Origin of the sequence: Pseudonocardia alaniniphila (assembly GCF_022524485.1) — a bacterium.
In the GTDB taxonomy this organism is placed as follows: Bacteria; Actinomycetota; Actinomycetes; order Mycobacteriales; family Pseudonocardiaceae; genus Pseudonocardia; species Pseudonocardia alaniniphila.
This window is the reverse complement of sequence record NZ_JAKXMK010000022.1, coordinates 23,399-49,020: the sequence shown is the minus strand read 5'-3', so window position 1 is coordinate 49,020 and position 25,622 is coordinate 23,399. Positions and strand designations below refer to the sequence as shown.

Annotated in this window: 25 protein-coding genes; 14 read left to right on the top strand and 11 right to left on the bottom strand. The window is 72.7% G+C overall.

Going from position 1 to position 25,622, the window contains the following annotated elements; all coding sequences use genetic code 11:
• The first annotated feature begins 46 nt into the window (after positions 1-46).
• The 3 genes from MMF94_RS24265 (at position 47) to MMF94_RS24250 (ending at position 4,658) form a co-directional block, all read left to right on the top strand.
• Positions 47-1,414, top strand: coding sequence for an NYN domain-containing protein (locus MMF94_RS24265; protein WP_241039467.1), 1,368 nt, complete (start codon positions 47-49; stop codon positions 1,412-1,414).
• An 878-nt stretch (positions 1,415-2,292) separates the two neighbouring features.
• A complete protein-coding gene (locus MMF94_RS24255; RefSeq protein WP_241039465.1) occupies positions 2,293-3,180 on the top strand; it encodes an NlpC/P60 family protein in 888 nt (295 codons plus the stop codon).
• A 329-nt stretch (positions 3,181-3,509) separates the two neighbouring features.
• Positions 3,510-4,658 carry a glycosyltransferase family 4 protein gene (locus tag MMF94_RS24250; RefSeq protein WP_241039464.1) on the top strand — a complete coding sequence of 383 codons (1,149 nt, stop codon included), beginning with the start codon at positions 3,510-3,512 and terminating at the stop codon, positions 4,656-4,658.
• A gap of 3 nt (positions 4,659-4,661) precedes the next feature.
• Here the strand turns inward: MMF94_RS24250 and MMF94_RS24245 are convergent, their stop codons facing one another.
• Positions 4,662-6,500: an AMP-dependent synthetase/ligase gene (locus MMF94_RS24245; protein ID WP_241039463.1), complete on the bottom strand. Its 1,839-nt coding sequence runs from the start codon at positions 6,498-6,500 to the stop codon at positions 4,662-4,664.
• Positions 6,501-6,613: 113 nt separating this feature from the next.
• Here MMF94_RS24245 and MMF94_RS24240 point away from each other — a divergent pair, with 113 nt between their 5' ends.
• The 6 genes from MMF94_RS24240 (at position 6,614) to MMF94_RS24215 (ending at position 10,986) form a co-directional block, all read left to right on the top strand.
• Positions 6,614-7,006, top strand: coding sequence for a polyketide cyclase / dehydrase and lipid transport (locus tag MMF94_RS24240; RefSeq protein WP_241039462.1), 393 nt, complete (start codon positions 6,614-6,616; stop codon positions 7,004-7,006).
• Between the two features lie 10 nt (positions 7,007-7,016).
• The gene (locus MMF94_RS24235) at positions 7,017-7,805 is read left to right on the top strand and encodes a metallophosphoesterase family protein (protein ID WP_241039461.1); all 789 of its coding nucleotides are present in this window, start codon (positions 7,017-7,019) and stop codon (positions 7,803-7,805) included.
• A 130-nt stretch (positions 7,806-7,935) separates the two neighbouring features.
• On the top strand, positions 7,936-8,376 hold the full coding sequence (locus MMF94_RS24230; protein WP_241039460.1) for an SRPBCC family protein: 441 nt from the start codon (positions 7,936-7,938) through the stop codon (positions 8,374-8,376).
• 36 nt (positions 8,377-8,412) lie between these two features.
• On the top strand, positions 8,413-9,639 hold the full coding sequence (locus tag MMF94_RS24225) for an ArsA family ATPase (protein ID WP_241039459.1): 1,227 nt from the start codon (positions 8,413-8,415) through the stop codon (positions 9,637-9,639).
• Positions 9,636-9,998, top strand: a complete 363-nt coding sequence (locus MMF94_RS24220) for a hypothetical protein (protein ID WP_241039458.1) — start codon at positions 9,636-9,638, stop codon at positions 9,996-9,998. The genes MMF94_RS24225 and MMF94_RS24220 overlap by 4 nt, the downstream gene beginning before the upstream one ends.
• A gap of 40 nt (positions 9,999-10,038) precedes the next feature.
• Positions 10,039-10,986 (top strand): ROK family glucokinase, encoded by a 948-nt coding sequence (locus tag MMF94_RS24215; protein ID WP_241039596.1) that lies wholly within the window; start codon positions 10,039-10,041, stop codon positions 10,984-10,986.
• A 29-nt stretch (positions 10,987-11,015) separates the two neighbouring features.
• Here MMF94_RS24215 and MMF94_RS24210 read toward each other — a convergent pair whose 3' ends face one another.
• A complete protein-coding gene (locus MMF94_RS24210) occupies positions 11,016-11,456 on the bottom strand; it encodes a hypothetical protein (RefSeq protein ID WP_241039457.1) in 441 nt (146 codons plus the stop codon).
• 181 nt (positions 11,457-11,637) lie between these two features.
• Between MMF94_RS24210 and MMF94_RS24205 the strand changes: the two genes are divergently transcribed.
• Positions 11,638-12,393 (top strand): lysophospholipid acyltransferase family protein, encoded by a 756-nt coding sequence (locus MMF94_RS24205; RefSeq protein WP_241039456.1) that lies wholly within the window; start codon positions 11,638-11,640, stop codon positions 12,391-12,393.
• A 332-nt stretch (positions 12,394-12,725) separates the two neighbouring features.
• Here MMF94_RS24205 and MMF94_RS24200 read toward each other — a convergent pair whose 3' ends face one another.
• Positions 12,726-12,980 (bottom strand): hypothetical protein, encoded by a 255-nt coding sequence (locus MMF94_RS24200; protein WP_241039455.1) that lies wholly within the window; start codon positions 12,978-12,980, stop codon positions 12,726-12,728.
• Positions 12,981-13,281: 301 nt separating this feature from the next.
• Here MMF94_RS24200 and MMF94_RS24195 point away from each other — a divergent pair, with 301 nt between their 5' ends.
• Positions 13,282-13,770 (top strand): polyadenylate-specific 3'-exoribonuclease AS, encoded by a 489-nt coding sequence (locus tag MMF94_RS24195; protein ID WP_241039454.1) that lies wholly within the window; start codon positions 13,282-13,284, stop codon positions 13,768-13,770.
• Positions 13,771-13,806: 36 nt separating this feature from the next.
• Here MMF94_RS24195 and MMF94_RS24190 read toward each other — a convergent pair whose 3' ends face one another.
• The gene (locus tag MMF94_RS24190) at positions 13,807-13,950 is read right to left on the bottom strand and encodes a GPGG-motif small membrane protein (RefSeq protein ID WP_241039453.1); all 144 of its coding nucleotides are present in this window, start codon (positions 13,948-13,950) and stop codon (positions 13,807-13,809) included.
• Between the two features lie 181 nt (positions 13,951-14,131).
• Here MMF94_RS24190 and MMF94_RS24185 point away from each other — a divergent pair, with 181 nt between their 5' ends.
• Complete coding sequence (locus tag MMF94_RS24185) at positions 14,132-15,520, top strand: class II 3-deoxy-7-phosphoheptulonate synthase (protein WP_241039452.1); 1,389 nt, start codon at positions 14,132-14,134, stop codon at positions 15,518-15,520.
• A 48-nt stretch (positions 15,521-15,568) separates the two neighbouring features.
• Here the strand turns inward: MMF94_RS24185 and pknB are convergent, their stop codons facing one another.
• Positions 15,569-17,332, bottom strand: coding sequence for a Stk1 family PASTA domain-containing Ser/Thr kinase (pknB, locus tag MMF94_RS24180; RefSeq protein ID WP_241039451.1), 1,764 nt, complete (start codon positions 17,330-17,332; stop codon positions 15,569-15,571).
• Between the two features lie 66 nt (positions 17,333-17,398).
• Here pknB and MMF94_RS24175 point away from each other — a divergent pair, with 66 nt between their 5' ends.
• Entirely contained in the window at positions 17,399-17,755 is a 357-nt protein-coding gene (locus MMF94_RS24175; RefSeq protein WP_241039450.1) for an Rv2175c family DNA-binding protein, read from the top strand.
• Between the two features lie 18 nt (positions 17,756-17,773).
• Here MMF94_RS24175 and MMF94_RS24170 read toward each other — a convergent pair whose 3' ends face one another.
• Genes MMF94_RS24170 through MMF94_RS24155 form a run of 4 tightly spaced genes read right to left on the bottom strand, consistent with a single transcriptional unit; the run spans position 17,774 to position 23,141 of the window.
• Complete coding sequence (locus tag MMF94_RS24170) at positions 17,774-18,715, bottom strand: phytoene/squalene synthase family protein (protein WP_241039449.1); 942 nt, start codon at positions 18,713-18,715, stop codon at positions 17,774-17,776.
• Positions 18,693-20,411: a polyprenol phosphomannose-dependent alpha 1,6 mannosyltransferase MptB gene (gene mptB, locus MMF94_RS24165; RefSeq protein ID WP_241039448.1), complete on the bottom strand. Its 1,719-nt coding sequence runs from the start codon at positions 20,409-20,411 to the stop codon at positions 18,693-18,695. Before mptB ends, MMF94_RS24170 begins: the two co-directional genes overlap by 23 nt.
• 28 nt (positions 20,412-20,439) lie before the next feature.
• Positions 20,440-21,993, bottom strand: a complete 1,554-nt coding sequence (gene crtI / locus MMF94_RS24160) for a phytoene desaturase family protein (RefSeq protein ID WP_241039447.1) — start codon at positions 21,991-21,993, stop codon at positions 20,440-20,442.
• Entirely contained in the window at positions 21,990-23,141 is a 1,152-nt protein-coding gene (locus MMF94_RS24155; RefSeq protein ID WP_379660357.1) for a polyprenyl synthetase family protein, read from the bottom strand. The genes crtI and MMF94_RS24155 overlap by 4 nt, the downstream gene beginning before the upstream one ends.
• A gap of 141 nt (positions 23,142-23,282) precedes the next feature.
• Between MMF94_RS24155 and metF the strand changes: the two genes are divergently transcribed.
• The gene (gene metF / locus MMF94_RS24150) at positions 23,283-24,182 is read left to right on the top strand and encodes a methylenetetrahydrofolate reductase [NAD(P)H] (RefSeq protein WP_241039446.1); all 900 of its coding nucleotides are present in this window, start codon (positions 23,283-23,285) and stop codon (positions 24,180-24,182) included.
• Here the strand turns inward: metF and MMF94_RS24145 are convergent.
• Together MMF94_RS24145 and MMF94_RS24140 are read right to left on the bottom strand one after the other, a co-directional pair.
• Positions 24,166-24,849: an LppM family (lipo)protein gene (locus MMF94_RS24145; RefSeq protein ID WP_241039445.1), complete on the bottom strand. Its 684-nt coding sequence runs from the start codon at positions 24,847-24,849 to the stop codon at positions 24,166-24,168. The two genes, metF and MMF94_RS24145, sit on opposite strands and share 17 nt — an antisense overlap.
• A gap of 44 nt (positions 24,850-24,893) precedes the next feature.
• A complete protein-coding gene (locus MMF94_RS24140; RefSeq protein WP_241039444.1) occupies positions 24,894-25,469 on the bottom strand; it encodes a GNAT family N-acetyltransferase in 576 nt (191 codons plus the stop codon).
• Between the last annotated feature and the right edge of the window lie 153 nt (positions 25,470-25,622).

The following is a 25,622-nucleotide window of genomic DNA, read 5'->3' as shown; positions in this document are numbered from 1 at the left end:
CAGCCACCGCTGGGTGGTACCAGCGGAACGCGGATAACCTGGAACGATGTCCGGGTCAGACGACGCCGCCCGGCCGCCCGAGTTCGGTGCGGCCGGTCTTTCGGCGTCTGCCGGTGACCCGATCGTGCCCGAGCCGGTGAACTGGGAACGGCTCCCGGACGCCGTGCGCACCCGCCTCGCCGAGACGGCCGCGGCAGCCGTCGGCTCGATGCCCGTCGCGGACGTCCCCGTGTCGCTGCGCAGGCTGGCCCGGTTCACCCCGGCCAAGCGCGCGAAGCTCGGCGCCCCGGCCCTCACCGCCGAACTGGCGGTCTCGCTCGCGTTCCGCACCGCGGTCATCGCGTGGTGGGAGGAGCACCGGCCCGGCGAGCTCACCGCCACCGCGGACGACCCCCTCACCGCGGCCGCCGCCGCCGTGCTCACCGACGACCCCGCGGCCGGCGACGTGGTGGCGGCCGCCGCCCGCCGGGGCGAGGTCGTCGAGCTGCGGGCCGAGCGGGACGCCGCGCTGTCCCGGGTGGACAAGCTCACCATCGAGCTGGATCGGCTGCGCGGCGAGCTCACCGAGGCCCGGGCGCAGGCGCGGGAGGCGGGGGAGCAGCGCGACGCGGAGTACCAGCAGCTGCGGCGGCGGGTCTCGGACCAGGGCGCGCGGCTGCGCGCGGCGGTCGACGCCCGTGCGGAGGCCGAGCAGGTCGTCGCGGAGCTGCGCCGCTCGGCGGAGAGCGAGCTCGCCGCGGCACAGGCGGAGCGCGACCGTGAGCGCGGCCGGGCCGAGGCGGAGCGCAGGCGCGCCGACCGGGCCGCGGCCGAGGTGGCGGCGGCGCGGCAAGCCGCGCGCGAGGCCCGCAAGGCCGACGAGGTGCGTCTCGAACTGCTCATCGACACCCTCGGCGGGGCGCTGACGGGGCTGCGCCGGGAGCTCGCACTCGGCGGTGGTGGCCCGCGGCCGGCCGACCTGGTCGCCGGCGCCCAGGCCGCGCACCGGGGGGCGGCGATCGACGGCCTCGCCGGCCTCGACGCGCTGCTCGCCGTGCCGTCGGTGCACCTGATCGTCGACGGCTACAACGTCAGCAAGACGGGCTACCCCGAGCTGCCGCTGGCCGACCAGCGCACGCGGTTGGTCGGGCAGCTTGCCGCGCTCGCCGCGCGTACCGGCGTGGAGATCACCGTCGTGTTCGACGGTGCGGGCGTCGTCTCCGCTCCCCACCGGGGGTCCCGCGGCGTGCGGGTCCTGTTCAGCGACGTCGGCGTGCTGGCCGACGACGTGATCCGTGACCTGGTGGCGGCCGAGCCCGAGGGCCGGCCCGTCCTCGTGGCCACGTCGGACCGTGCGGTCGTCGTCTCCGTGCGCCGGGGCGGGGCGTACTCCGTGCCGTCGGCGATCCTTCTGGGCCGATTGGCCCGCGGCTGACGCCCTTCTCGCCGCTTCACCGATGGTCTTCTTCATCACCCTGAAGCGTTATTCGGCGCACGGAACTGTCGGGGGGTGCTCCTAACGTCCGCGGACATCGGAAACGTCCGACCGGCGAGGGAGCAGAAATGATCATCGACTGTGACAGCTGTGCGGTTCGCGGCGATGCCTGTGGCGACTGCGTGATCGGCGTGCTGCTCGGTACGCCTGCCCCGCGAGCGGCCGGATCCGCGGCGGAGAACCTGCCGTCCGGCGCGCCCAAACTGCAACTCGACGCACCAGAAAGGCGAGCGCTCGATGTGCTCGCGGATCAAGGTCTCGTGCCGAGATTGCGGTTGGTGGCCGTTCCTGCGCGCCGAACGCTCCCTGGCCCGGATGGGCGACAGGCCGATCGTGACGCTGGGTGACATTACGCTGTTGTGGAACCTGTTTGGTTGCTCTTTGCACTCGGCCGGTGGTCACCCGAACGCCTGACACGCCGTGACCCTCTGTTTGGACGGCTTTGGTGATCTCCGTAATCTCCGCGAGACCTTGTGGCGGTTCAGCCATTCGCAGGGAATGGCGACGCAAGGTCACCGCGTACTCGTCCGATCGGTTGTTCGGGGCCCCTGATCGGGGAGCACGCGGGTGGCGAGAGGAGATCCATCCGCGTGGTGTCGCCTCGGCGTACCCCATCCGGTCGCGGTCGGAAGTCCCGGTGGTTCACACATCGACCCGCCCTCCGCAGGCGTTCTGCGCCCTCGGCCGGAGCCCTCGTCCTTGCTTCGCTTCTCGCCCTCGTCCTGAGCGCCGGGCCGGCGAGCGCCCAGCCCCCATCCCCACCTCCACCCCCGCCGCCCCCCACCAACGCCGCTGACGCCGCGAAGCAGCTCGAGCAGGTGCAGCATGAGGCGGAAGCTCTCACCGAGCAGTGGCACGCGGCCCAGGACACCGTCGACGCCCGGCAGGCCGAGCTGGGGACGCTGCGCGAAGCCATCGCGCCCGCGCAGGCGGCAGTGGACGCCGCCAAGGGCAACGAAGAGCAGTACCGCCAGCAGCTCGACGCGGTGGCCATGGGCACCTTCGAGAGCGGCAGCCTCGACCAGTTCAACGCGTTCCTCGCAAGCAAGTCACCGCAGGACTTCCTGGACCAGATGTCGGCGCTGGAGACGATCTCGGCCGACTACAAGGCCGCTCTCGAGCAACTGCAGGCCGTCGTCGACCAGACGTCCAAGGCCCAGGCCGAGGCCGATGCCGCCGTCCAGCGCGCGCAGGCCGCCGCCGACGAGGCGGCCAAGGCCGAGAAGGACGTCGAGGACCGCAAGCGTGATGCCGAGATGCGGATCGACGACGCGGAGAAGCTCCTCGAACGGCTGTCGCCGCAGCAACGGCGCAACCGCAACGGCCCCGGGGAGAGCGCGCCGGGTCCGATCACCGGCACCGGTGTCGGCGTCGAGGCGCTCCGAGCGGCGGCCACCCAGCTCGGCAAGCCCTACCAGTGGGGTGCGGGCGGCCCGGGCAGCTACGACTGCTCCGGCCTCACCAGCTGGGCGTTCAAGCAGGCGGGTGTCACGCTCCCGCGCTCGAGCAGCCAACAGGCGCGGGTCGGCAAGGCGGTGCCGTGGGGCGACATGCGCCCCGGTGACCTCGTCTTCTACTACTCGCCCGTGAGCCATGTCGGCATCTACGCCGGCGACGGAAAGATGATCAACGCACCGCAGACCGGCGACGTCGTGAAGTACCAGACGGTGTCGAGCAGTGCCTTCAGCGGCGCCCGGCGCCTCTAGGGAGGGTGCTGAACAGCTCCGCCCGTAGCGAGCGGTGATCCAGGTGCAGTGTCCTTGCGGGACACCCGCACCCGGGCGATCGCAAGGCGGAGGAGGGGCCGATACCGCTGTTGTATCGGGCCCGACGACAACGCCGCGAGGGCGCCGCCTGGGCGCCGCGCAGTAGGGCCGAGTTGTTCAGCGCGCTCCCTAACAGACCTCGTCCGCTCCCCGGGAACGAGCGGCGGCCGGCACCGCAGTCGGCCGCCGCCCGGTCTCTCAGCCGCGTCCCCCGGCCGTGCCGGGCGCACCGGCGCCGCCCGCCGAGGGCCTGCACTAGCGTCGGGCGCGTGCCACCCACGTTGCTGGTGACCAACGACTTCCCGCCCCGCACCGGCGGCATCCAGAGCTACCTGCAGGCCTTCGCCGACCGGCTCCCTGTCGGTGAGCTCGCCGTCTATGCACCGGCCTGGCCGGGCGCCGCGGAGTTCGACGCCACGCGCTCCTATCCCGTGCACCGCCACCCGACCTCCTTGATGCTGCCGACCCCCGACGTCGCCCGGCGGGCCGTCGCGCTCGCGCGCGAGCACGGGTCGAGCACTGTCTGGTTCGGGGCGTCGGCGCCGCTGGCCTTGCTCGGGCCGGGGCTGCGCCGCCGGGCGAGCATCTCCCGGGTCGTGGCCAGCACCCACGGCCACGAGGTGGGCTGGGCGATGCTGCCGGGCGCCCGGCAGGCCCTGCGCCGTATCGGCGCCGACACCGACGCGCTCACCACGATCTCCCGCTACACCCGCAGGCGCGTGGCCGCCGCCTTCGGCCCGGATGCGGCGTTGGAGGTCATGCCGTCCGGGGTGGACACCGCGGTGTTCCGCCCCGACCCCGCTGCCCGCGACGAGCTGCGCCGCCGCTACGGCCTCGGCGACGCACCCGTCGTCACCTGTGTGTCGCGGCTGGTGTCACGCAAGGGGCAGGACGTTCTGATCGCGGCGCTCTCCCGTGTGCGCGAGCGGGTGCGGGGAACGCGCTTGTTGCTGGTCGGCGACGGACCGTACGGTCCGCGGCTGCGCGGGCTCGCGGCTGAGGCGGGCGTTGCCGAGCACGTCGTGTTCGCCGGGCGGGTGCCGGTCGGCGAGCTGCCGGCCCATCACGCCGTCGGCGACGCGTTCGCGCTGCCGTGCCGTACCCGGGGCCGCGGGCTCGATGTGGAGGGCCTGGGGATCGTGCTGCTCGAGGCCGCCGCGTCCGGGGTGCCGGTGGTGGCAGGCGACTCCGGCGGGGCTCCCGAGACCGTGCGGGAGGGCCGCACCGGCCACGTGGTCGACGGGCAGGACGTCGCCGCCGTCGCGGACGCCCTCACGCGCCTGCTCGCCGACCCCGACTGCGCTCGCGCGATGGGTGCGGCAGGCCGCGAGTGGATGGTGGAGGAGTGGGGGTGGCCGTCGCGGGTGGCCCGCCTGCACGCGCTGCTGGCCGGCACCCCCCTCCCCGCGTCGGCCTGAGGATCAGGCGGGGGTCTTCGTCGCGCTGTAGATGCTCGCGATCTCACCGGCGAAGGTCTTCGCGACGACCGCGCGCTTGACCTTCATCGTGGGGGTGAGCTCGCCACCTGCCTCGGTGAAGTCGACGGGCAGGATCCGGAACTCGCGGATCTCCTCCGCACGCGAGACGGCCTTGTTGGCCTCGGCCACGGCGCCCTCGATCTCCGTACGCAGGTCGGGGTCGTTCACCAGGTCGCCGACGCCGTCGGCGGCAGGCTTGCCGTTGCGCTGGCGCCATCCGGGCAGTGCCTCCGCGTCGATCGTCACCAGCGCCGCGACGAAGGGCTGTGCGTCCCCGACGACCATGCACTGGCTCACCAGCGGGTGGGCCCGGAGCCGGTCCTCCAGCACCGCGGGGGCGACGTTCTTGCCGCCCGCGGTGATGATGAGCTCCTTCTTCCGGCCCGTGATCGTCAGGAAGCCGGCGTCGTCGACCTCGCCGATGTCACCGCTGTGGAACCAGCCGTCCTCGAGCACCTCGGCGGTGGCGGCCTCGTTGTGCCAGTACCCCCCGAACACGAGCGGGCCCTTCAACAGGATCTCGCCGTCGTCGCCGATGCGCACCGAGTTGCCGGGCATCGGCCTCCCGACCGAGCCCACGCGCTGGGCCGCGAGCGTGTTGATCGTGATGCCCGCTGACGTCTCGGTGAGGCCGTAGCCCTCGAGCACGGGCAGGCCGACCCCGCGGAAGAAGTGGCCGAGCCGATCGCCCAGCGGACCACCGCCGGAGACCGCGGCGACGACCTGACCGCCGACGGCGGCGCGCAGCTTGGCGTAGACGAGCTTGTCGAACAGCGCGTGCCGCAGGCGCAGGCCGAGCCCGGGGCCGCCGGTGTCGCGCGCCTGGCTCCACTCGATCGCCGTGTCGGCGGCGGCGTCGAAGATCTTGCCCTTCCCGTCGTCGTGGGCGCGCTGGCGGGCTGCGTTGTAGACCTTCTCGAAGACGCGCGGCACCGCGAGCAGCACCGTCGGACGGAACGCGGCGAGGTCGGGCAGCAGGGTGGTCACGTCGGGGGTGTGCCCGATGACGGTGCGCGTGGCGAAGGAGGCGCACTGGATCGCTCGGCCGAACACGTGTGCGAGCGGCAGGAAGAGCAGGACGGACCCGTCCGTGCCGAGCATCTCGGGGAAGACGTGCGCCGCCGCCTTGACCTCGCTGAGCAGGTTGCGGTGGGTGAGCTCGCAGCCCTTGGGGCGACCGGTGGTGCCGGACGTGTACACGAGGCTGGCGAGGTCGTCGGCCCCGACGGCGTGCCGCCGGGCATGCACCTGGTCGGCGGGGACGTCCGCGCCGAGCGCCGTGATCCGGTCCACGGCCGGAGCCGCGTCGGCATCGTCGGCGCCGTCGGCGGCCGGTTCGATCTGCCAGACGTGCCGCAGGGCCGGGAGATCGTCCGCGACGCTGCGCACCAGTTCGCGGTGCTTGCCGGACTCGACGATGACGGCGACGGCCGCGGAGTCGCCGAGGATCCAGCTGATCTGCTCGGCCGATGAGGTCTCGTAGATCGGCACGGTCACCGCGCCCGCGGCCAGCACCGCATAGTCGACCAGCGTCCACTCGTACCGGGTGCGCGACAGCAGCGCCACGCGGTCGCCCTGCTGCACGCCCGCGGCGATCAGGCCCTGCGCGATGGCAGTGACCTCGTCCGCGAACCGTCCTGCTGACACGTCGGTCCATGCCCCGTCGATCCGCCGTCGGAAGGCCGGTGCCGCGGCGTCCTGCGCGGAGTTGTCGTAGACCGCGTCGACGAGGTTCTCGTTCTCACCGACCCGGAAGGTTGCGGGGACGCTGTACTCGCGCACGGGCGTTGACCTCCTGGCCTGCGCTGGCTGTGGTTCACGGCAACCTACCGTGCAGATCTCCCCGTAGGGAGGGTCGAGTGCGCATACCGCGGCAGATCCGGCACGCTGCGTGCATGCCGTCGGTGGACGTGGTGGACGAGACGTTTCTCGCCGTGGCGCCGGAAGTGGTGGCCGCCGAGTTCGCCCAACCGGCGCGGTGGCCCGTGCTGTGGCCCGATCTGCGCCTCGAGGTGATGACCGACCGCGGCGCGGAGGGGGTGCGCTGGACGGTGCAGGGCGCGCTCGTCGGCAGCATGGAGGTCTGGCTGGAGCCCGTGCTCGACGGGACCGTGCTGCACTACTTCCTGCGCGCCGACCCGGCCGGACCGGACGGCGCGCCGCGCCCGGCGTCACCGCGCCGCGCCGCAGCGGAGGCCCGCAGGCGCCAGCGCGCGGCCAAGGCCATCGCGTTCGCCTGCAAGGACAGGCTGGAGGCGGGTCGCGCGCCGGGGGAGCCCCCGACGTAGGTTGGCGACCATGCGCGTGCACGTGGTGTCCGATGTGCACGGCAACGTGGAGGCGCTGGCCCGGGCGGGGGACGGTGCCGACGCGCTGCTCGTGCTGGGCGACCTCATCGACTACGTCGACTACGGCAATCCCGCCGCCGGGATCCTCGGGCGCGTGCTCGGCCCCGAGGTGAGCATCCGCTTCGCACATCTGCGCACCAACGGTGCCCGCAGCGAGCTCGTCGCCTACGTCAAGGACGCGTGGTCACGCATCGCCGATGCCGACGCCGTGCTCGAGCAGGCCGTGCGTGAGCAGTACGACCGGCTGTTCGCGGCGATGACCGTCCCGACCTACGCCATCCCGGGCAACGTCGATCTCCCGCGGCTGTGGCCGGAGTACGAGCGGCCCGGGCTCCACCTGCCGGACGGGCACGTGGTCACGGTGGGCGGGCTGCGGATCGGGTTCGTCGGGGGCGTGCCGCTGCCACCGGGGCAGACGGTGCTCTCCAGCGGTCCCTGGACGCCGCACCTGCTGCCCTTCGAGGAGTACGCGGCCACCGTCCGCGCGCTGGACCCTGTCGACGTGCTGTGCAGCCATGTCCCGCCCTCGGTTGCGGAGCTGGCCTACGACGTGGTCTCCCGCCGCCCCGAGGCCGCGGCGCCCGCATTGCTCGACGTCGTCCGCCGGGACCGGCCGCGGGCCGCTCTGTTCGGGCACGTCCACCAGCCTCTGGCACCGAGGGCGCGGGTGGGCCGCACCGAGTGCGTCAACGTCGGGCACTTCCGCCGAACCGGCGTGCCTTACGTGCTGCGCTGGTGATCCCCGGATGTCGCAGTAGGTGATGTTCGGGCCCGCTGGGTGACCCGTCGGTGTCGATGTTGGGGCCCGCTTAGCGACCCTTCGGTATCGATGTTCGGATCTGCCCGAGGCCCTTCGGTAGCCTGCCGCTATGGCCGACGCTACGACATCCACGATCACCATTGCCGCGGCGCCGGAGCGCGTCATGGCGGTGATCGCCGACTTCCCGGCCTACCCGGAGTGGGCTTCTCAGGTGAAGAGCGTCGAGGTGCTCGGCAGTGACCCGAACGGGCGCGCCGAAAGAGTGAAGTTCACGATGGACGCCGGTCCGATCAAGGACTCCTACACACTCGACTACACGTGGGCGCCCGATGCGAGGTCGGTGAGCTGGACGCTGGTGAAGGGCCAGATCCAAAAGGCCCAGAACGGGTCATATACCGTGGTAGGGACGGGGTCTGAGACGACCGTCACCTACAGCCTCGCTGTTGATCTGAACATCCCGATGATCGGAATGTTGCGCCGCAAGGCCGAGAAGGTGATCATCGACACCGCTCTCAAAGGGCTGAAGCGGCGGGTCGAAAGCGCCCCGTGACTGGTCGTCGGCCATCTCGCGGTTACTCTCCGCCTCGTGCGTGTCGTCATGTTCACGGGCAAGGGGGGCGTCGGAAAGACGACTCTCGCTGCGGCCACTGCCGCGCTGCTCGCGCGTGCGGGTCGCAAGGTATTGGTCGTCTCGACTGATCCGGCGCACTCGCTCGGCGATGCGTTGGCGGTCGAGCTCAGCGGCGAACCGTTGGAGCTCGAACCAGGTCTCTCCGCGGCACACATCGACACCAGGGCGCTGCTCGACGGCTCCTGGACCGGCCTGCGGGCCCATCTACGCACGCTCCTGGCCGGGGCGGGCGTCGACGAGCTGGTCGCCGACGAGCTGACGGTGCTGCCCGGCGTCGAGGAGCTGCTCGCCCTCGGCGAGGTGCGCCGGGCGGCGGAGACCGGGCCGTGGGAGGTCGTGGTCGTCGACTGTGGACCCACGGCCGAGACGCTGCGGCTGCTCGCCCTGCCCGAGGCGATGTCGGGCTACCTGGAGCGACTGTTCCCGGCCCACCGTCGCGCCGTGCGCGGCCTGCTCGCCGGCCTGTCCGGTGCGGGACGTGAGGCGCAGTCGGCCTGGGACCGCACGATCGACGCCCTCGACACGCTGGCCGAGCAGCTCGACGGCCTGCGCACGATGCTCGCCGACCACCGCAGGACCTCGATCCGGCTCGTCCTCACCCCGGAACGCGTGGTGGTCGCCGAGACCCGTCGCACGCTCACCGCGCTCGCGCTGCACGGGCTGCACGTCGACGGGCTGGTCGCCAACCGGGTCGTGCCGCGGCCGCCGTCCTCGTTGCGTGGCCCGGCCGCTCGGTGGCTGCGCGTCCGGCACACCGAGCAGCAGGCCGTGCTCGCCGAGCTGGGCGCGGTGCCGGTGCCGCTGCGCACCGCCGTCCACACCGCTGAGGAGCCCACCGGCGTCGAGGCGCTGCTGGAGGTGGCGCAGTCCCTGTACGGCACGAGCGATCCCGTCCCACCCGCGGGCGGGGCGCCCGAACCGCTGTTGCAGGTGCAGCGCACGGCCGGGCAGGGCAAGTCGCTCGACTCCGAGTTCGAGCTCGTGATGCACCTCCCGGGTGCCGGCGTCGGCGCGCTGGACCTCAGCCGCGTCGACGACGACCTCGCCGTTACCGCGGGCGGCACGCGCCGCATGGTCGCGCTGCCGTCGGTGTTGCGCCGGTGCACCGTGAGCGGCGCCCGCCTCTCCGGCGATGATCTGCGGGTGGCGTTCACCCCTGACCCTGCGGTCTGGTTCCGGTGACCGGCACGGGAGGCTGCGGCGACCACAGCGGGCTCAGCGCCGAACTGCGTGCCTTCGCCCTGAGCGCGCTCGGCAAGGTCGAGCCCCTGGTGGAGCGGCTGCGCGTCGAACCAACCGGCCGCACACCCGAGACCTGCGCGAACTGCCCGGTGTGCGCCCTTCTCGCGGCGTTGCGGGGCGACCACCCCGAGCTCGCGGGACGGCTCGCCACGCACGCCGCGGGGCTGCTCGCGGTGCTGCGGGCAGCGCTCGAGGAAGGCACGCCGGCGAGTTCCGGCGGGCCACCCGATCCCGAACCGGCTGAGCCGGCACGACGCGTGCAGCACATTCCGATCGATCGTGGGCAGGAGGCCGGATGACCGCCGGCGGGAGACTCCCCGGGTGGCTGTGTCTGCTCCTGTGCTGACTGTTGGTGTCGATGTCGGGGGAACGAGCGTGCGGGCCGGCGTCGTCGACGCCGAGGGGAACGTTCACGACACCGCGCGCACTCCGACCCCGCGGAGTGAGGCGGCGCTGGAGGCGGCGCTGGCCGGCGTCATCGCCGAACTGGCCGGCCGGTACCGGATCGGGGCCGTGGGGCTCGCCCTGGCCGGGTTCGTGACGCCGGACCGGCGCGGGGTCCGGTTCGCGCCGCACCTGTCCTGGCGTGACGCCCCCGTCGCCGACCGGATCGCCGAACGTGTCGGGCTGCCCGTCGTCGTCGAGCACGACGCCAACGCGGCGGCGCTGGCCGAGCGCCACTTCGGGGCCGCATCCGGCGCGTCCACCACGGTCTTCGTCGCGCTGGGCACCGGCATCGGGTCGGCCCTGCTCATCGACGGGCAGCTCTACCGCGGCGCCTTCGGGGTGGCACCCGAACTGGGGCACCTGCGTGTCGTGCCGGAGGGGCGTCCGTGCCCGTGCGGCAAGAACGGCTGCTGGGAGCGGTACTGCAGCGGTACGGCGCTGGCCACCACCGCCGTCGAGCTGCTGGCGCGAGACCCCGGACGGTCACCGGTGCTGCGCAGGCTCGTCGCAGGCGACCCCGGACGCGTCACGGGCCAGCGGGTGGCCGCGGCCGCCCGCGACGGCGACCCGGTGGCATGCGCCGCCATGGACGAGCTGGCCCGGTGGCTGGGGGAAGGGCTCGCTCTGGTGGCGGACGTGTTCGACCCCGAGCTCGTGGTCATCGGGGGCGGGGTGTCGGAGTCGGCCCCACTGTTCCTCGATGAGGCCCGCGAGCACTACGCCGCCACCGTCACAGGCGCGGGGCGTCGCCCGCTCGCACGGATCCGCACCGCCCAGCTCGGCGAGGCGGCCGCTGTGGTGGGCGCGGCACAGCTCGCGCGCGAGGTCGTGCTGTCCTGAACGGTCGCGTCCGGCGGTCGGGCCGGGCGTCAGACCACGGCGCCGTCGTCGCCCTCGTCCTGCTCTGTACCGGGTGGGTCCGGCCACAGCCGCAGCACGAGCCACCCGATCCCGGCAGCGAGCGCGACGAGTCCGAGCGGCAGCCCGTAGAGCGACGGGACCCCGATCCAGTCGGGGGCCACGACCAGCACGAGACCGAGGCCGAGCAGCACCAGACCGACGATCGCGGGCGGGCCGAGCCGCGGCAGCGGGGGCGGCTCCGGCGGGACGAAGTGCTCGTCGTCGGCGGCGGGGGCCGGCTCCGGCATCGGGACGGGCCGGGACTCGAACAGCGATCCCGCCGGCTCCGGGGCAGCGGGCCATTCGGGCACGTGACCATCGCGGCGCAACTCCGCCACGATCGCGTCGAACTCGTCCGGCGTCCGACCGCCACCGTCGGGCTGCGCGCGCTCGTCGGGATCCCGGTCCACGCGGCCTCCTTTCGACCTGCGGCCCGCATCCAAGCCCCCCGCTGTGCTCACCATCCTGACATGCCGGCGCTGGGAAGAGGAGAAGCGCGCTCCCCGGTTCGGTGCGATCGACAGAGCCCGTTGTCGCCGTGTGACGCGCGTCCGTAGGCTGACGCCGTCGAGGTGGAGGGGGCACGCCCAGGTGCTGTACTGGTGGTCCAAGTTCGTGCTCCTCGGTCCTCTGCTGCGGCTCTTCTGCCGGCCGACCATCGAGGGAGTCGGGAACGTCCCGGAGCGCGGCGGCGCCATCCTCGCCAGCAACCACCTCGCCGTCGTCGACTCGTTCTTCCTCCCGCTGCTCGTCCCGCGGCGGATCACGTTCCTCGCCAAGCGCGAGTACTTCATCCAGCCGGGGCTCGTCGGCCGGATGAAGAAGATGTTCTTCTCCGGTGTCGGCCAGGTGCCGATCGACCGGTCCGGGGGTTCCGCCGCGCAGGCGGCGATGGACACCGCGGTGCGGCTGCTGCGCGAGGACAAGCTGCTCGGGATCTACCCCGAGGGCACGCGGTCGCCCGACGGGCGTCTCTACAAGGGGAAGACGGGCATCGCCAGGATGACGCTGGAGGCTGCCGTCCCCGTCATTCCGGTGGCCATGATCGGCACGGACAAGGTCAACCCGATCGGTTCGAGAATGTGGCGCCCCCGTAAGGTGCACATCAAGATCGGGGAGCCGCTCGACTTCTCCCGTTACTCGGGGATGGCGGGCGACCGATTCATCGAGCGCTCGATGACCGACGAGATCATGTATGCCCTCATGGAGCTATCGGGGCAGACATACGTCGACATGTACGCGGCGTCCGTCAAGGAACGCGCGGCCAAGGCGAAGCTCGCGGATCCCCAGGAATCGAGCGCGGACGGCCACTCCGGAGACGGCCTTCCGAAAGCCCGCGCAAGCTAGGCCGTGTCGGTTACACCCACTTGGACGAAGCTCCAGCAATCGGTGTAATACCCTTGCCCGGTGCCGCGATGGGTCAATGTGGTCAGACGGGACAACGCCCCTTCTTCCGGCGATGACTCACCGACGTCAATCGTCCGCCTCGAGGACATACCCACCTCGCACGTCCAGGTGGTGACGAGCCCGCCGCCCGCCCCGCCGCAGAGCTGGGTCCGCAGGATGGCGCCATGGGCGGTGTTCGGCGTGGTCGCGGTGATGGTGGTCGGGGGCACCACGGCGTGGTCGGCCTCCGTGCGCGGCCCCGAGAAGCCGCTTCTCGCCTCCGTTCCCTCCACCTATGCGGCCGTGCCGCAGGCGACCACCGACGCCCCGCCACCCGCGGAGCCGACCGCGAAGCCGGAGCCGGAGACGGAGCGAGCCGCCGTTGTGGCGACCAAGGTCAGGCGCCCGGCCACTCCTAGCGCCACTCCGCAGCAGCCGGCTCCGCCCCCGCCGCCTCCTCCGGCCACCACCACCGCCGCGCCGCCCCCGACGACAACGGCGACTCGGTCCACACGGACCACCTCTCCCGCCACCACGACGCGCCGCACGTCGATCTTTCAACCTTCGTGCCCTGCCGGCACACAGCTGGCTGCCGACGGCACCTGCGTGCGCGGGTCCGGCCGCACCCAGCCGGGCACGGACGCGGGTCGTTAAGGCGCCCGTTCGGCCTCATCGAGGTGTGCCGGCCGGGACACTCGGCGGCAGCGATCACGAACCGCCACATACAGTCATCGATGCCCCGCTCGGAACGACCGGGCCGCCTGGCGCCCGCCGGCACGGCCCGGCACGCCCGTCCGGTGCGGACCGAAGGTGGCCGGTCGTGCGTCGACCAGCGGGAACAGGACGGATATGCGCTTCTTCTACGACTGCGAGTTCATCGAGGACGGCACGACGATCGACCTGGTGTCGATCGGCGTGGTCGGAGAGGACGGCCGCGAGTTCTACGCCGTGTCCACGGAGTTCGACCCATCCCGGGCAGGCGACTGGGTGCGGGCTCACGTCCTACCCAAGCTTCCCTCCCCGGCGGATCAGGCCTGGCGCTCACGCGCCCGGCTGCGTGCCGACCTGCTGGAGTTCCTGACCTCGGCCCCCGGCGACGTCGAGCTCTGGGCCTGGATCGCCGCGTACGACCACGTGGCGCTCTGCCAGCTGTGGGGCGCGATGCCGGCGTTGCCGCGCGCGTTGCCCCGGTTCACCCGTGAGCTCCGGCAGCGCTGGGAGGACGCCGGACGTCCCCCGCTCCCGCCGCCCACCTCCGACGCACACGACGCACTGGCCGACGCCCGCCTGAACGCGAAGCGGTGGGAGGCGATCGAGTCGGCGGTGGCCGCCCGCTGACCATCAGCGAGCGGCCACCGATACGTGCTCTCGGCATCAAGTGAAGATGCTGACGCCACCGGGTCCGACGAGCAGGCCGACGATGATGAGCACGATTCCCCAGATGAGCTGCTTACGGAGGATCGCGAGCACGCCGGCGATCACCAGAACCACGGCGATGATCCACAGTAGAGTTGACATACCGCTAAGTGCCCTGATCACCCGCCCGGGAACCGCGCCGTTCGGGTGACCCACGCAACAGTTCGGCCGTATCGACGCTCATCCGGCGCGCGGCCGAACGGATCGGCTGCCGCTTCCTGAGGCCGTTCGGGTCGGTGGCTCCCGCGGTCCGGCTGCCGCGGGCACGGCTACCCTGCTGGGTGTGAACTGGACCGTCGACGCCCCGGTCGAAGTGCTGCCCGAGCTGCCGCCCCTGCCCGCCGAGCTGCGTGCTCGCCTCGACGACGCCCTCGACCGGCCCGCCGCTCAGCAGCCCGACTGGCCCGACAGCGAGCACGTCGCGCACGTCCGCACCGTGCTCGAGAGCGTGCCGCCGGTCACGCTGCCTCCCGAGGTCGACCGCCTCCAGGAGCGGCTCGCCCAGGTCGCCCGCGGCGAGGCGTTCCTGCTCCAGGGCGGCGACTGCGCGGAGACCTTCGTCGACAACACCGAGCCGCACATCCGCGCCACGATCCGCACGCTGCTGCAGATGGCCATCGTCCTCACCTACGGCGCCTCGCTGCCCGTGGTGAAGGTGGGGCGGATCGCGGGGCAGTACGCCAAGCCGCGCAGCGCGCCCGTCGACGCTCTGGGGCTGCCCTCCTACCGCGGTGACATCGTCAACTCGATCGTCGCCCACCCGGCCGCCCGCGTGCCGGATCCGTCCCGCATGGTCCGGGCCTACGCCAACGCGAGCGCAGCGATGAACCTCGTGCGGGCGCTCACCGCCACCGGCATGGCGGACCTGACGATGGTGCACGACTGGAACAAGGACTTCGTGCGCACCTCGCCTGCGGGGGAGCGGTTCGAGACCATCGCGGCGGAGATCGAGCGGGCGCTGCGGTTCATGGACGCCTGCGGGGTCGACGACCACAACCTGCACAGCGTCGAGTTCTACGCGAGCCACGAGGCCCTGCTCATCGACTACGAGCGGGCCATGCTGCGGATGGACACCACCGGCCCCGAGCCGCGGCTCTACGACCTCTCGGCCCACTTCCTGTGGATCGGGGAGCGCACTCGCCAGCTCGACGGCGCCCACATCGCGTTCGCGGAGCTGCTGTCCAACCCGATCGGGCTCAAGATCGGTGCCACCACCACGCCGGAACACGCCGTCGAGTACGTCGAGCGGCTCGACCCGCACGCCACACCCGGACGGCTCACCCTCGTCAGCCGGATGGGCAACGGCAAGGTCCGCGACGTGCTCCCGCCGATCGTCGAGAAGGTGGAGGCGTCGGGCCACAAGGTCATCTGGCAGTGCGACCCGATGCACGGCAACACCGTGGAGTCCACCACCGGCTACAAGACCCGCCATTTCGACCGGATCGTCGACGAGGTGCAGGGCTTCTTCGAGGTGCACAGGGCGCTCGGCACGCACCCCGGCGGCATCCACGTGGAGGTCACGGGTGAGGACGTCACGGAGTGCCTCGGCGGCGCGCAGGAGATCTCCGACGCCGACCTCGCCGGACGTTATGAGACGGCCTGCGACCCCCGCCTGAACACGCAGCAGTCGCTGGAGCTGGCGTTCCTCGTGGCGGAGATGCTCCGCGGTTGATCCGAATCCCCGCGAGTCGCGCACGGATGCGGACGACTTGCGGGGGGCTCAGAACGTCTCCAGGGTGACCGTGCTGCCCTTGTCCACCAGCGTGCCGGCGCTCGGGTCCTGGCCGATCACGCGGGAGCGACCCCGCTCGTCGGAGAACCGGGAGTGCTGGTCGGAGTCGAGTCCGACGTCGTCGAGCTTGTCGGAGGCGTCGTCATACCGCTCCCCGATGACGAACGGCACCTCCACCTGGTCCTCATCCGGTGGCTCCGGGCCGCGGCTGATCACCAGCGTGACGGGCGCGCCGATCGGGAGGGCGGTGCCGGCTGCGGGGTTCGTGCTGACGACAGCGCCGGCCGGCACAGTGTCGCTGAACTGGTCGGCGTCGGTCGACCGCACCGGATTGAGGTCGCCGTCGCGCAGGGCCTGTTCGGCAGCCGCGACGGCGGTGCCGGGAGCGACGGCGGGCACGGTGGGCCTGCCGGAGGAGACCGTGATCACCACGATGCTGCCCCGCAGCAGCCGCGCATCCGGCTGCGGATCGGTGGCCGTGATGGCACCTTCGGGCTGCGTGTTGTCGCGGGCCGTCTTGATGCTCGCGACGAGGTCGGACTCGCTGAGCAACTGCTGCGCCGTGGCCTGCTGCAGGCCCACCAGGGACGGCATGGCCGTCCACCTGCCGCTGCCGAGCCACCAGGCCGTCACCCCCACGAGCAGGGCGAGCACGAGCACCACCGCCACCCAGATGGCGAAGATGCGTCGGCTGCGCCGCCGGGCGCGCAGGTGAGGCGGGGCACCGCCCGGCGTGGCCAGGTGCTCCGCCTCGTCGGACCGCGGCATCATCCGGGTGCCGGTGCGCTTGCCCGCGCCCGGAGGAAGCGCGGCACCGGAGCCGCTGGGCACGTGCTGTGGTATGGCCGGCAGCGTGTCCTGGTCCTCCAGGGAGCGCGGTGGCGGCACCGGTGGCGGCACCCGCGGCACCTCGAGCTGCACCGCCACCCGGCGCAGCTCGGCGAGCATCGCCGCGGCGTCCGGAGGACGGGCGTCCGGATCGCGGCGGGTGGCGCGCAGCACGAGCTCGTCGAGCTCGGGAGGCACGTCCCCGGCGATCAGTGACGGCGCCGGCACGTCGGTGTTGACGTGCCGGTACGCCACCGAGAGCGCCGTGTCGCCCGAGAAGGGCGGTGCTCCTGTGAGCAGCTCGTAGAGCAGCACGCCGGCCGCGTAGACGTCGCTGCGCGAGTCGGCCGCGCCCGTGGTGACCTGCTCGGGGGACAAGTAGTTGACGGTGCCCAGGATGTAGCCGGCGTGGCTGGCGCCTGCCTGCGCGGCGGCGGTGACGAGCCCGAAGTCGGCGACCTTGACCTCGCCGGTGTAGCTGATGAGCACGTTCTCCGGCTTGACGTCACGGTGGACGAGCCCGAGCCGGTGCGCCTCGGCGAGCCCGGCCAGCACCGGCTCCATGACGGCCAGCGCCGCGGGCACGCCCAGCGCTCCCCGGGCCTCCAGGACGTCACGCAGCGTGCCGCCGTCGACGAGCTCCATCACGAGGAACAGCACCGGCCCGTCGACGCCCATGTGGTCGCCCTGGTCGTGCACGTCGACGACCGCGGGGTGGTCGATCCGCGCCGCGGAGCGGGCCTCACGCTCGAAACGCGCCCGGAATGCCGGGTCGGACGCTAGTCGCGACTCCATCACCTTGATCGCGACAGGGCGGTCCAGACGGGTATCGGTACCCCTGTAGACGGTGGACATGCCGCCACGGGCGAGCACCGGGCCGACCTGGTACCGCGCGTCGAGCAGCGCGGCCGGCGGGGCGTTCACACCAAGACGGTACCGTCCGCGTACGGTGGTGCCGGACCTACCGCGCCTGTGGCATCGTGGTTCCTCGTGAACGACGTGTCCGTGCTCTCCGAGGTCGTGGCGACGCTGCCCGTCGCGGAGGTCGCCCAGAGACTCAACCAGCCCGTTTCCCGAGTGCACCAGCTGGTGCGCGATGGCCAGCTCCTGTCCTTCCGCCGTGATGGCGAGGTCGTTGTACCCGCCGATTTCCTCGACGAGGACGACGCCGTGGTCAAGGGCCTGTCCGGGACGATCACGGTGTTGCGCGACGGCGGTTACTCGGATTCGGACATCCTGCGGTGGCTGTTCACCGAGGACGACTCGCTGCCGGGCACACCGGTGGCGTCGCTGCGTGCGGGCCGCCACCGTGAGGTCAAGCGCCGCGCCCAGGCGATGGCGTTCTGACAGGTCGTACGGGCAGGCTCAGGAGCGCGCCCGCGCGAGCACGGCGCGCAGCATCCCCGGCCCCGCCACCGCGGCGCGTGTGCGGTTGGAGACGGTCACCCTGCGGTGCAGCACGTCGTAGTCGGCCGCCTCGATCTCGTCGAGGATGCCCCGGTAGAGCCTGAACGCGCACGCGATGCAGGCCCGGGACACCGGTTCGAGCATCGCGACGCCCGGGGCCGCACGTCGGTAGATCGCGCGCGTGTGGGCGACGAGGTGCGCGAGCGCCCGGCGCACGCGGCGGTCGTGCCTGCGTGTGCGGCGGCACCAGGTGAGCAGCTCGCGGTCCACTCCGAACGCGGCGAGCTCGTCGGAGGGGAGGTACAGCCGGCCCCGGTCGAGGTCCTCTCCGACGTCGCGAAGGAAGTTCGTGATCTGAAACGCAACACCGAGCGCCGCGGCGGCCGGCTCGGCCTCGGCGCGCGGCACGATCGTGCCCAGGATCGGCAGCATCTGCAGCCCGATCACGGCCGCCGAGCCGTGCACGTAGACGTCGAGCTCCTCGAACGTGGCGTAGCCGCTGACCTGGGTGTCCATTCGCATCGACCGCATGAAGTCGATGAAGTGGCGCCCGTCGATGTCGTAGCGGTGGGCGGTGTCGGCGAGGGCGATGAGCACGGCCTGGTCGGTCGCCCCGCCCGCGAGGGCGATCTCCAGCTCCGCGGACAGCGCGTCGATCAGGGCTGCCTTCTCCTCGGCAGGCCGCTGATCACCCAGGTCGTCGACGATCTCGTCGGCGTGGCGGGCGAAGCCGTAGAGGGCGTGCACGGCGGGGCGGCGCTCGCGAGGCAGGAGCCGGGTGGCGAGGAAGTAGGTGCGGCCGTGGCGCGCGTTGAGGTCTCGGCAGCGGGAGTAGGCGGCTCGCAGACCCGGGTCGGTGATCCCGGCGGCGTCGAGCTCAGCCCGTCCGGCGCTCGGCACCGGCGGCCGGTACTGCGGCTGCGGTGGCGGCCGGAACGGTGACCGGCACCACCTGCGGTGGCTTGCGGGAGCGGGCCCCCGCGGCGAGCCGCAGTGGGTCGGGGCGCAGCAGCGACACCGCGGCGAGCGCCGCCACCAGCGCGCATCCGGCGAGGTAGGGCCAGTTGTAGAGGGCGTCCTCGCCGTTGGGGTAGTAGACGATCACCAGCATCAGCGAGCAGAACACCACCCAGGCGAGCCCGCGGGGCGACCAGGCGACCATCGCCAGGATCGCCATCCCCCAGCTCACGTACCACGGGAGGGTGGCGGGCGAGAGCACGGCGACGGCCAGCAGCACGATCCCGGCACGGTGGACGGCGTCCGGGCCGCCGTCGCGGGCCGCCAGCCACTGCCGCACGGCGATCCAGACCAGGACGATCGCCCCGATGACGCGGCCGACGTTGATGAACGGCTGCTTCGGGACGGTCGGTGCGGCGAGCCCGATGAGGGTATGCAGGAACTCGCCCGCACCCGTCGGGAACGACATCCAGTTCACGATCATGGACGGGGCGCTCAGGGCGGGCAGCCACCCGAGGCTCACTCCCGCCGCAAAGGTGCAGGCGGCGAACACCACGACGAACACGCCGACGCCCGCCGCGGTGGCCTTCACGATGCGTGCGGTGCGCGTGCCCGGAAGCCGGGCCGCCCACACGAGCACGAGGAACGGCAGTGCGACGCCCGCGCTGGCCTTCACCGCCATCGCCCCGGTGACGAGCGCGATCCCGGCCGCCGGTTTGCCGCGCAGCGCGACCAGCGAGCCCGCGGCGAGCAGCCCGACCACCAGAAGGTCGTTGTGGCCACCGCCGATCATGTGGATGACCATCACCGGGTTGGCGACGGCGATCCACAGCGCGACGGGTACGCGGCCGCCGAGGCGGCGGGTGAGCTCGGGGAGCGCCCACACGAGCAGGAGCAGTCCGGGCAGCAGCGCGAGCCGCATGAGCACGACGCCGAAGATGATGTTGTCGCCGGTGGCCCAGGCCACCGCCTTCGCGAGAAGGATGAACAGCGGCCCGTAGGGCGCGGGGGTGTCCTGCCAGAAGTAGTGGACGTTGTCGGTCCAGATCCCCGGCATCGCGTCCGGGCCCACCGCGTACGGGTCGAACCCGGCGAGGGACAGTCCGCCCTGCGCGAGGTAGCTGAAGATGTCGCGGGTGAACAGCGGCGGTGCGAACAGCACCGGCACGGTCCATGCCATCGCGATGGTGAGCACGGCGCGCCCGCCGACGCGGCGGGCGAGGACGTCGCGGCCCAGCTGGACCCATGCCCACAGCATGAGGGCGACGCCGATGTAGACGAGCACCGTGGCGAGCTCGCGCCCGTGCCCGTAGCGCCAGAAGCCGAGCGGTGAGTTGGTGAGCAGCGGGTCGCGGACGAGCACCCCGCCCGCCCCGTACCCGCCGATCACCATCATCACGGATCCGGCCAGCCCGAGCAGCAGTGGCCGTCGCGGGGGGCTGCCCAGGCGGGCGCGCCACCCCGATCCGGACGCCGGCGCGCTCGCGGGCGCCAGTGGCTCCTGCTCCGCCGTGCCCCCGTCCGGTGCCGCTCCGCCCTCTGCCGGCGCTACTACTGACGCCGATGCGCGCTCCGCAGGCGCTGCGTCCGGCAGCGCCTGGGGCAGCGTCGATCCGTCGACCGATGATGGTGGCTTCATGACGCGATCCATGCTCGCATGACCCCTGTCAGGCGCCGGTGGGGACCCTGCGAGCACGCCTGGCCGGGCCCGTGATCCGCTGGGCTGCGAGCCGTCCGGAGATCAGGACGGGCGGGATTCCGACGCCCGGCGTGGTGCCGCAGCCCGCCAGCACCACGTTCGTCAGGCCGCGGACGAGGTTGCGGGGCCGGAAAGGTCCGGTCTGGGCGACGGTGTGGGCGAGTGAGAACGGCGTGCCCGCGGCGAGCCCGGCGCTCGCCCAGTCGGCCGGGGTCACCAGGCGCGAGACCTCGATGTCGCCTGCGAGCCCGTCGAGGCCGGGGTGGCCACGGGCCTCGAGGACGCCGAGCAGCTCGTCGCGGTAGGCCGGGCCGACCCGCGCCCAGTCCACCGTGGCGCGGTCGGTGTTGGGGCACGGGGCGAGCACGAACAGCAGGTCGCAGCCGGCGGGCGCCAGGTCGGGGTCGGTGGCGGTGGCCCGGGTGACCAGCAACGACGGGTCGCTCATCAGCCGGCCGTCGTCGATGATCTCGCGGAAGGTGCGCCGCCACGCCGTGCCGAAGGAGATCGTGTGGTGGGCGAGTTCCGGGCGCCTGCGCGTGACGCCCGCGTGCAGCACAACGGCACTGGGGGAGTGGCGCAACGGGACCACGCGCCGCGGGGTGCGCCCGATGATCCGCCCCGCTGCCGGCAGGTCCGGCGTGAGCACCACCGCATCGCAGACGAGCCGCTCCGTGCGGCCCTCCGGCCGCTCGGCAGAGGCGTGCCGGACGGCGGTGACCCGGTCACCGCGACGTTCCAGGCCGGTGGCGCAGCGTCCGTAGTGGATCTGCGCGCCTGCGGCCACGGCGGCGTCGGCGAGTGCCTGCGCCACCTGCCGCATGCCGCCACGGGGGAAGAAAACTCCCCCGATCGTGTCCATGTACGCGATGACGCCGTACGCCGCCATGGCGAGGTGCGGCGGCACACCCGCGTACAGCGCCTGGAACGAGAAGATCCGCTGCAGCCGCTCGTCGGGCAGCATGCGGGCCACACGCGGACCGAGCCGTCCGAACCCGCCCAGAGCCGCGAGCCGGGCGAGGTCGGGGCCGAGCAGGTCGAGCGGCGAGTCGTGGTTGGCGCCGATGAAGGAGTCGATCTCCGCGTCGTAGAGCCGGGTGAGCCACTCGCGGGTGCGCCGGTAGCCCGCCGCCGACCTGGGCCCGCAGACCCTTCGGACCTCGGCTTCCATGGCAGCGCCGTCCGTGTGGACGTCGATGGTGGAGCCGTCGGCGAAATGAGCGCGGTAGGCCGGGTCGAGCTCGACGAGGTCCAGGCGCTCCTTCAGCTTCTCGCCGACCGCGCCGAACGTCTCGTCGAGCAGGTCGGGCATCGTGAGCACGGTGGGGCCGGTGTCCACCTGGTAGGTGCCGCGCTCCGTGTGCAGGTCGAGCCGGCCCGCGCGTCCTCCGGGGTGCTCCGCACGTTCGAGGATCGTGACGCTGCGCCCGGCACCGAGCAGGTGCAGGGCGGCGCTCAGTCCGGACAGGCCGGCGCCCACCACGACGACATGGTCGGTCGGCCCGGGGACCGTGCGCGTCAACTCCTCCTCCGGGTGGCGAGCTCGGCGAGGGCGACCAGTTCGGTGGCCGCGGGCTCGTCGATCTCGACCGCCGAGAGCGCGTCGAGTGCGGAGCCGGTGAGTGCCGCGATCCGGTGTTCGATCGTCTGCACGGCCCCGAGGTCGGTGAGCAGATCGCGGATCCGGTCGACCCCGGCCGCATCGAGGTCCGGATCACCGACGGCGGCGGTCACCGCGTCGCGCGCGGCCCGCTGCCCCCGCTTCTCGGCCCGCTCCACGGCGACCGCCACCAGCAGGGTGCGCTTGCCCTCCCGCAGGTCGTCGCCCGCGGGCTTGCCCGTGACGGCGGGATCGCCGAAGACGCCCAGCAGATCGTCGCGGAGCTGGAACGCAACGCCGATGTCGGCACCGAAGCGCCGGTACGCGGAGATCAGCTCCGGGCGGCCGTCGGCGAGCGCCGCGCCGAGGTGCAGCGGGCGTTCGACGGTGTACGCGGCGGTCTTGTAGCGGTCGATCTGGAGCGCGGCGCGGGTGGAGGTGTCGCCGGTGGCCTGGTGCAGCACGTCGAGGTACTGCCCGCCGAGCATCTCGGTGCGCATCGCCTGCCACGGCGCCGCGGCGCGCAGCAGAGCGGACGGCGGTAGACCCGCGGAGCGCAGCATGTCGTCGGCCCAGGCGAGGGCGAGATCGCCGAGGAGGATCGCCGCGGCTGCACCGAACCGCGCCGGCTGCCCGGTCCAGCCTGCGGCGGCGTGCCGGCGGGCGAACTCGACGTGCACGGTCGGGCGGCCCCGGCGGGTGGCGGAGGCGTCCATCAGGTCGTCGTGGATCAGCGCGCAGGCCTGGATCAGCTCCAGCGCGCTGACGGCGCGGAGCACGGAGACCGCCTCTGGTGAGTCGACCGCCCCGCCCGCGCCGCGCCAGCCCCACCAGGCGAACGTCGGCCGGATGCGCTTGCCTCCCTGGAGGACGAACGCGACGAGCGCGTCGGTGGCATCGGCGAACGCGGGGTCGATCGCGGTGGCGTCGGTCGTGCGCGATCTGAGGAACGCGGCGAGTGCGGCCTCGACGGCCACGACGAGACCGGTGTCGTCGAGCAGGTGGTCGACGGGCCGGGCGTCGGCCCCGAAGGGGTCGTGCGCGGTGTCGAGCGCTCCGGTACGGGTCACCTGGGGGACCTCAGTGGGCCCGGCGCGATCGCGCCGCGGCATCGGGGAGGCAGATGTGCTGGTGGGCAAGGCACGAATGGAGCGTAACGGCGTCGGCACGGTGCGGCGCGCCGGCGACACCGCCGGCCGTAGGCTGAACCTGTGAAGGTCACCCAAAGGATCAGCGGCGACCGTCCCGTCTTCTCGGTGGAGTTCTTCCCGCCGAAGGACGAGGCCGGTGAGGCAGACCTGTGGCGCGCCGTCCGCAGGCTCGAGCCGCTCGACCCCGCCTTCGTCTCCGTCACGTACGGCGCTGGGGGCTCCAGCCGGGACAGGACGATCCGGACCACGGCCCGCATCGCCACCGACACCACGCTCGTCCCGATGGCCCACCTGACCGCGGTGTCGCACTCGGTGAGCGAGCTGCGGCAGGTGATCGGGGCCTATGCCGCGGCCGGCATCTCGAACATTCTCGCGGTGCGCGGCGACCCTCCCGGCGACCCGCTCGGGGAGTGGGTGGCCCATCCCGAGGGCCTGACCTACGCCGACGAGCTGGTCACGCTGGTGCGCCGCCTCGGCGACTTCTGCGTGGGCGTCGCGGCGTTCCCCTACGGCCACCCGCGCTCGCCCGACCTCGAGTCGGACCTCACGCGGCTGCTGGCGAAGATCCGGGCGGGCGCCGACTTCGCGATCAGTCAGCTGTTCCTGGAGCCGGAAGGGTTCCTGCGGCTGCGCGACCGGCTCGCCGGTGCCGGCTGTGACGCCCCGCTGCTGCCCGGCATCATGCCGCTCACCACCGTGCGCACCCTGCGGCGCGGGCCGGAGCTCTCCGGTGCGCCGGTGCCACCGGCGCTGACCAAGCGCCTGGAGCGCTACTCCGACGACCCCGCGGCCTTCCGGGCCGCCGGCATGGACGTCACGTCGGAGATGTGTGCACGCCTCCTCGACGAGGGGGTGCGGGGCCTGCACTTCTACACGCTGAACAGGTCGACCGCCACGGTGGAGCTGGTGCGGCGGCTCGGGCTGGCGGCCCAGCGGCCCGCCGTCACCGCCCCGGGGTGACCGGGGGGTTGCGGGTGCGGCGGGCGAGCACCACCACCGCCGCACCGGCCAGCGCCACCATGGCGCCCAGCCCGATCGTCCAGTTGACCGCCGAGGGCGCGTTGGGGTCGGCGAACGCGACCACCGCGTTGGTGTCGCCGACCTCGCCCGGCACGAACGTCCAGCTCACGGTGCTGTCGTCGGTGTCGCCGTTGGTGTCGATGACCTGGCCGGGGAATCCGATCTTCAGCTGGAAGTCGGCCCGGTCGACCGGCACGGTGGTGAGATCGACGGCGCCGCCCAGCAGCACCCGGCTGCCCACCCGGCGCATGTCGAACTTCACCGCGTTGCCCGCGGGGCCGGCCACCTGCGTGAGGCTCGCGACCTGGGCGAAGGTGAGCCCGGAGAACCGGAGCACCGACCCGGCGTAGCCGTCCTGACGGTATGGCGACACGTCGACGTCGGACTCCAGCTCGGACGGGATCGTGATCGTGGGCCCGGGGTCGTCGGCGCTCTTCTCGGGGGTGGCGATGAGGATCTCGCCGGTGACGGTGTCGTCGGGCTGCACGGCGAGCGCCGCACGGACCCGCGCGCAGCCGCTCAGCAGGCTGGTGGCCACCAGCAGGGCGAGCAGCAGCAACGGCAGGACGCGGCGGCGGGCAGCGGTCGACGTCGGCACGGCGGACATCGTGCCACCCCGGTGTGCCACAACCGGCGGCCCCGTCGCTCCTGCTACCTGGCCGGGGACAAGGGGAGTTCGCGGCCGAGCACCGCGAACGGGCGGGAGTCGCCGGTGAAGCGATGGTTGCGCAGCACGTCGCGGAAGCCGGTGCGCCGGTAGAGGCGCCACGCCCGGCCGGGCGGCTCGGTGCCGTACTCGGGCGTGGAGAGCAGCACCCGCGGCCGGTCGGTGAGGGTGAGGAGGGCCCGCAGCAGGCGCTCGCCGAGCCCGTGGCCCTGGGCGTCCGGGTGGACGTGGAGCTCGGTCAGCTCGAAGTAGTCGCGCAGCCAGATGTGGGCCTCGGGACCTTGCGCGGACACCCCGCGGCGGACCTCTTCGAACCACCACTGCCCCGGGCCCCCGGTGTAGCCGTAGGCGATGCCGAGCAGTGCCCCGGTGGAGTCGAACCACCCCACCGCGCGCCAGCCGGGCCTGCGGGAGTGATCGAGCCAGAGCGTGCGCCGGTGCCGTGCGGTGCTGTGGGGGTAGCCCATCGCGGTCACGTACACGTGCAGTGCTTCGGCGAGTCGGTCGGCGAGATCATCCGGACCGAGCTGAATCAGCTGATGTGCCGGAGCCCTTGTCACCCGTCCATCACACCATGGGGACCGCGCCCACGCCGCTCCGGTGGACCAGCGACTTGACGGGGGAGGTCAAGAGCGCTCTACTGGAGATGGATCGAACATGTGTTCGATCCTCCGGCGTCGGTGGTGGGGCGGGGGAAGCGTCCCGCCACCGGC

What these genes read in the sequence shown, in the direction of transcription:
- MMF94_RS24265 (WP_241039467.1), top strand. Translation starts at nt 47, where the DNA reads ATGTCCGGGTCAGACGACGCCGCCCGGCCGCCCGAGTTCGGTGCGGCC.
- MMF94_RS24240 (WP_241039462.1), top strand. Translation starts at nt 6,614, where the DNA reads ATGCCGTCGGTGGACGTGGTGGACGAGACGTTTCTCGCCGTGGCGCCG.
- MMF94_RS24235 (WP_241039461.1), top strand. Translation starts at nt 7,017, where the DNA reads ATGCGCGTGCACGTGGTGTCCGATGTGCACGGCAACGTGGAGGCGCTG.
- MMF94_RS24230 (WP_241039460.1), top strand. Translation starts at nt 7,936, where the DNA reads ATGGCCGACGCTACGACATCCACGATCACCATTGCCGCGGCGCCGGAG.
- MMF94_RS24195 (WP_241039454.1), top strand. Translation starts at nt 13,282, where the DNA reads ATGCGCTTCTTCTACGACTGCGAGTTCATCGAGGACGGCACGACGATC.
- MMF94_RS24190 (WP_241039453.1), bottom strand. Translation starts at nt 13,950, where the DNA reads ATGTCAACTCTACTGTGGATCATCGCCGTGGTTCTGGTGATCGCCGGC.
- mptB (WP_241039448.1), bottom strand. Translation starts at nt 20,411, where the DNA reads ATGAAGCCACCATCATCGGTCGACGGATCGACGCTGCCCCAGGCGCTG.
- MMF94_RS24145 (WP_241039445.1), bottom strand. Translation starts at nt 24,849, where the DNA reads ATGTCCGCCGTGCCGACGTCGACCGCTGCCCGCCGCCGCGTCCTGCCG.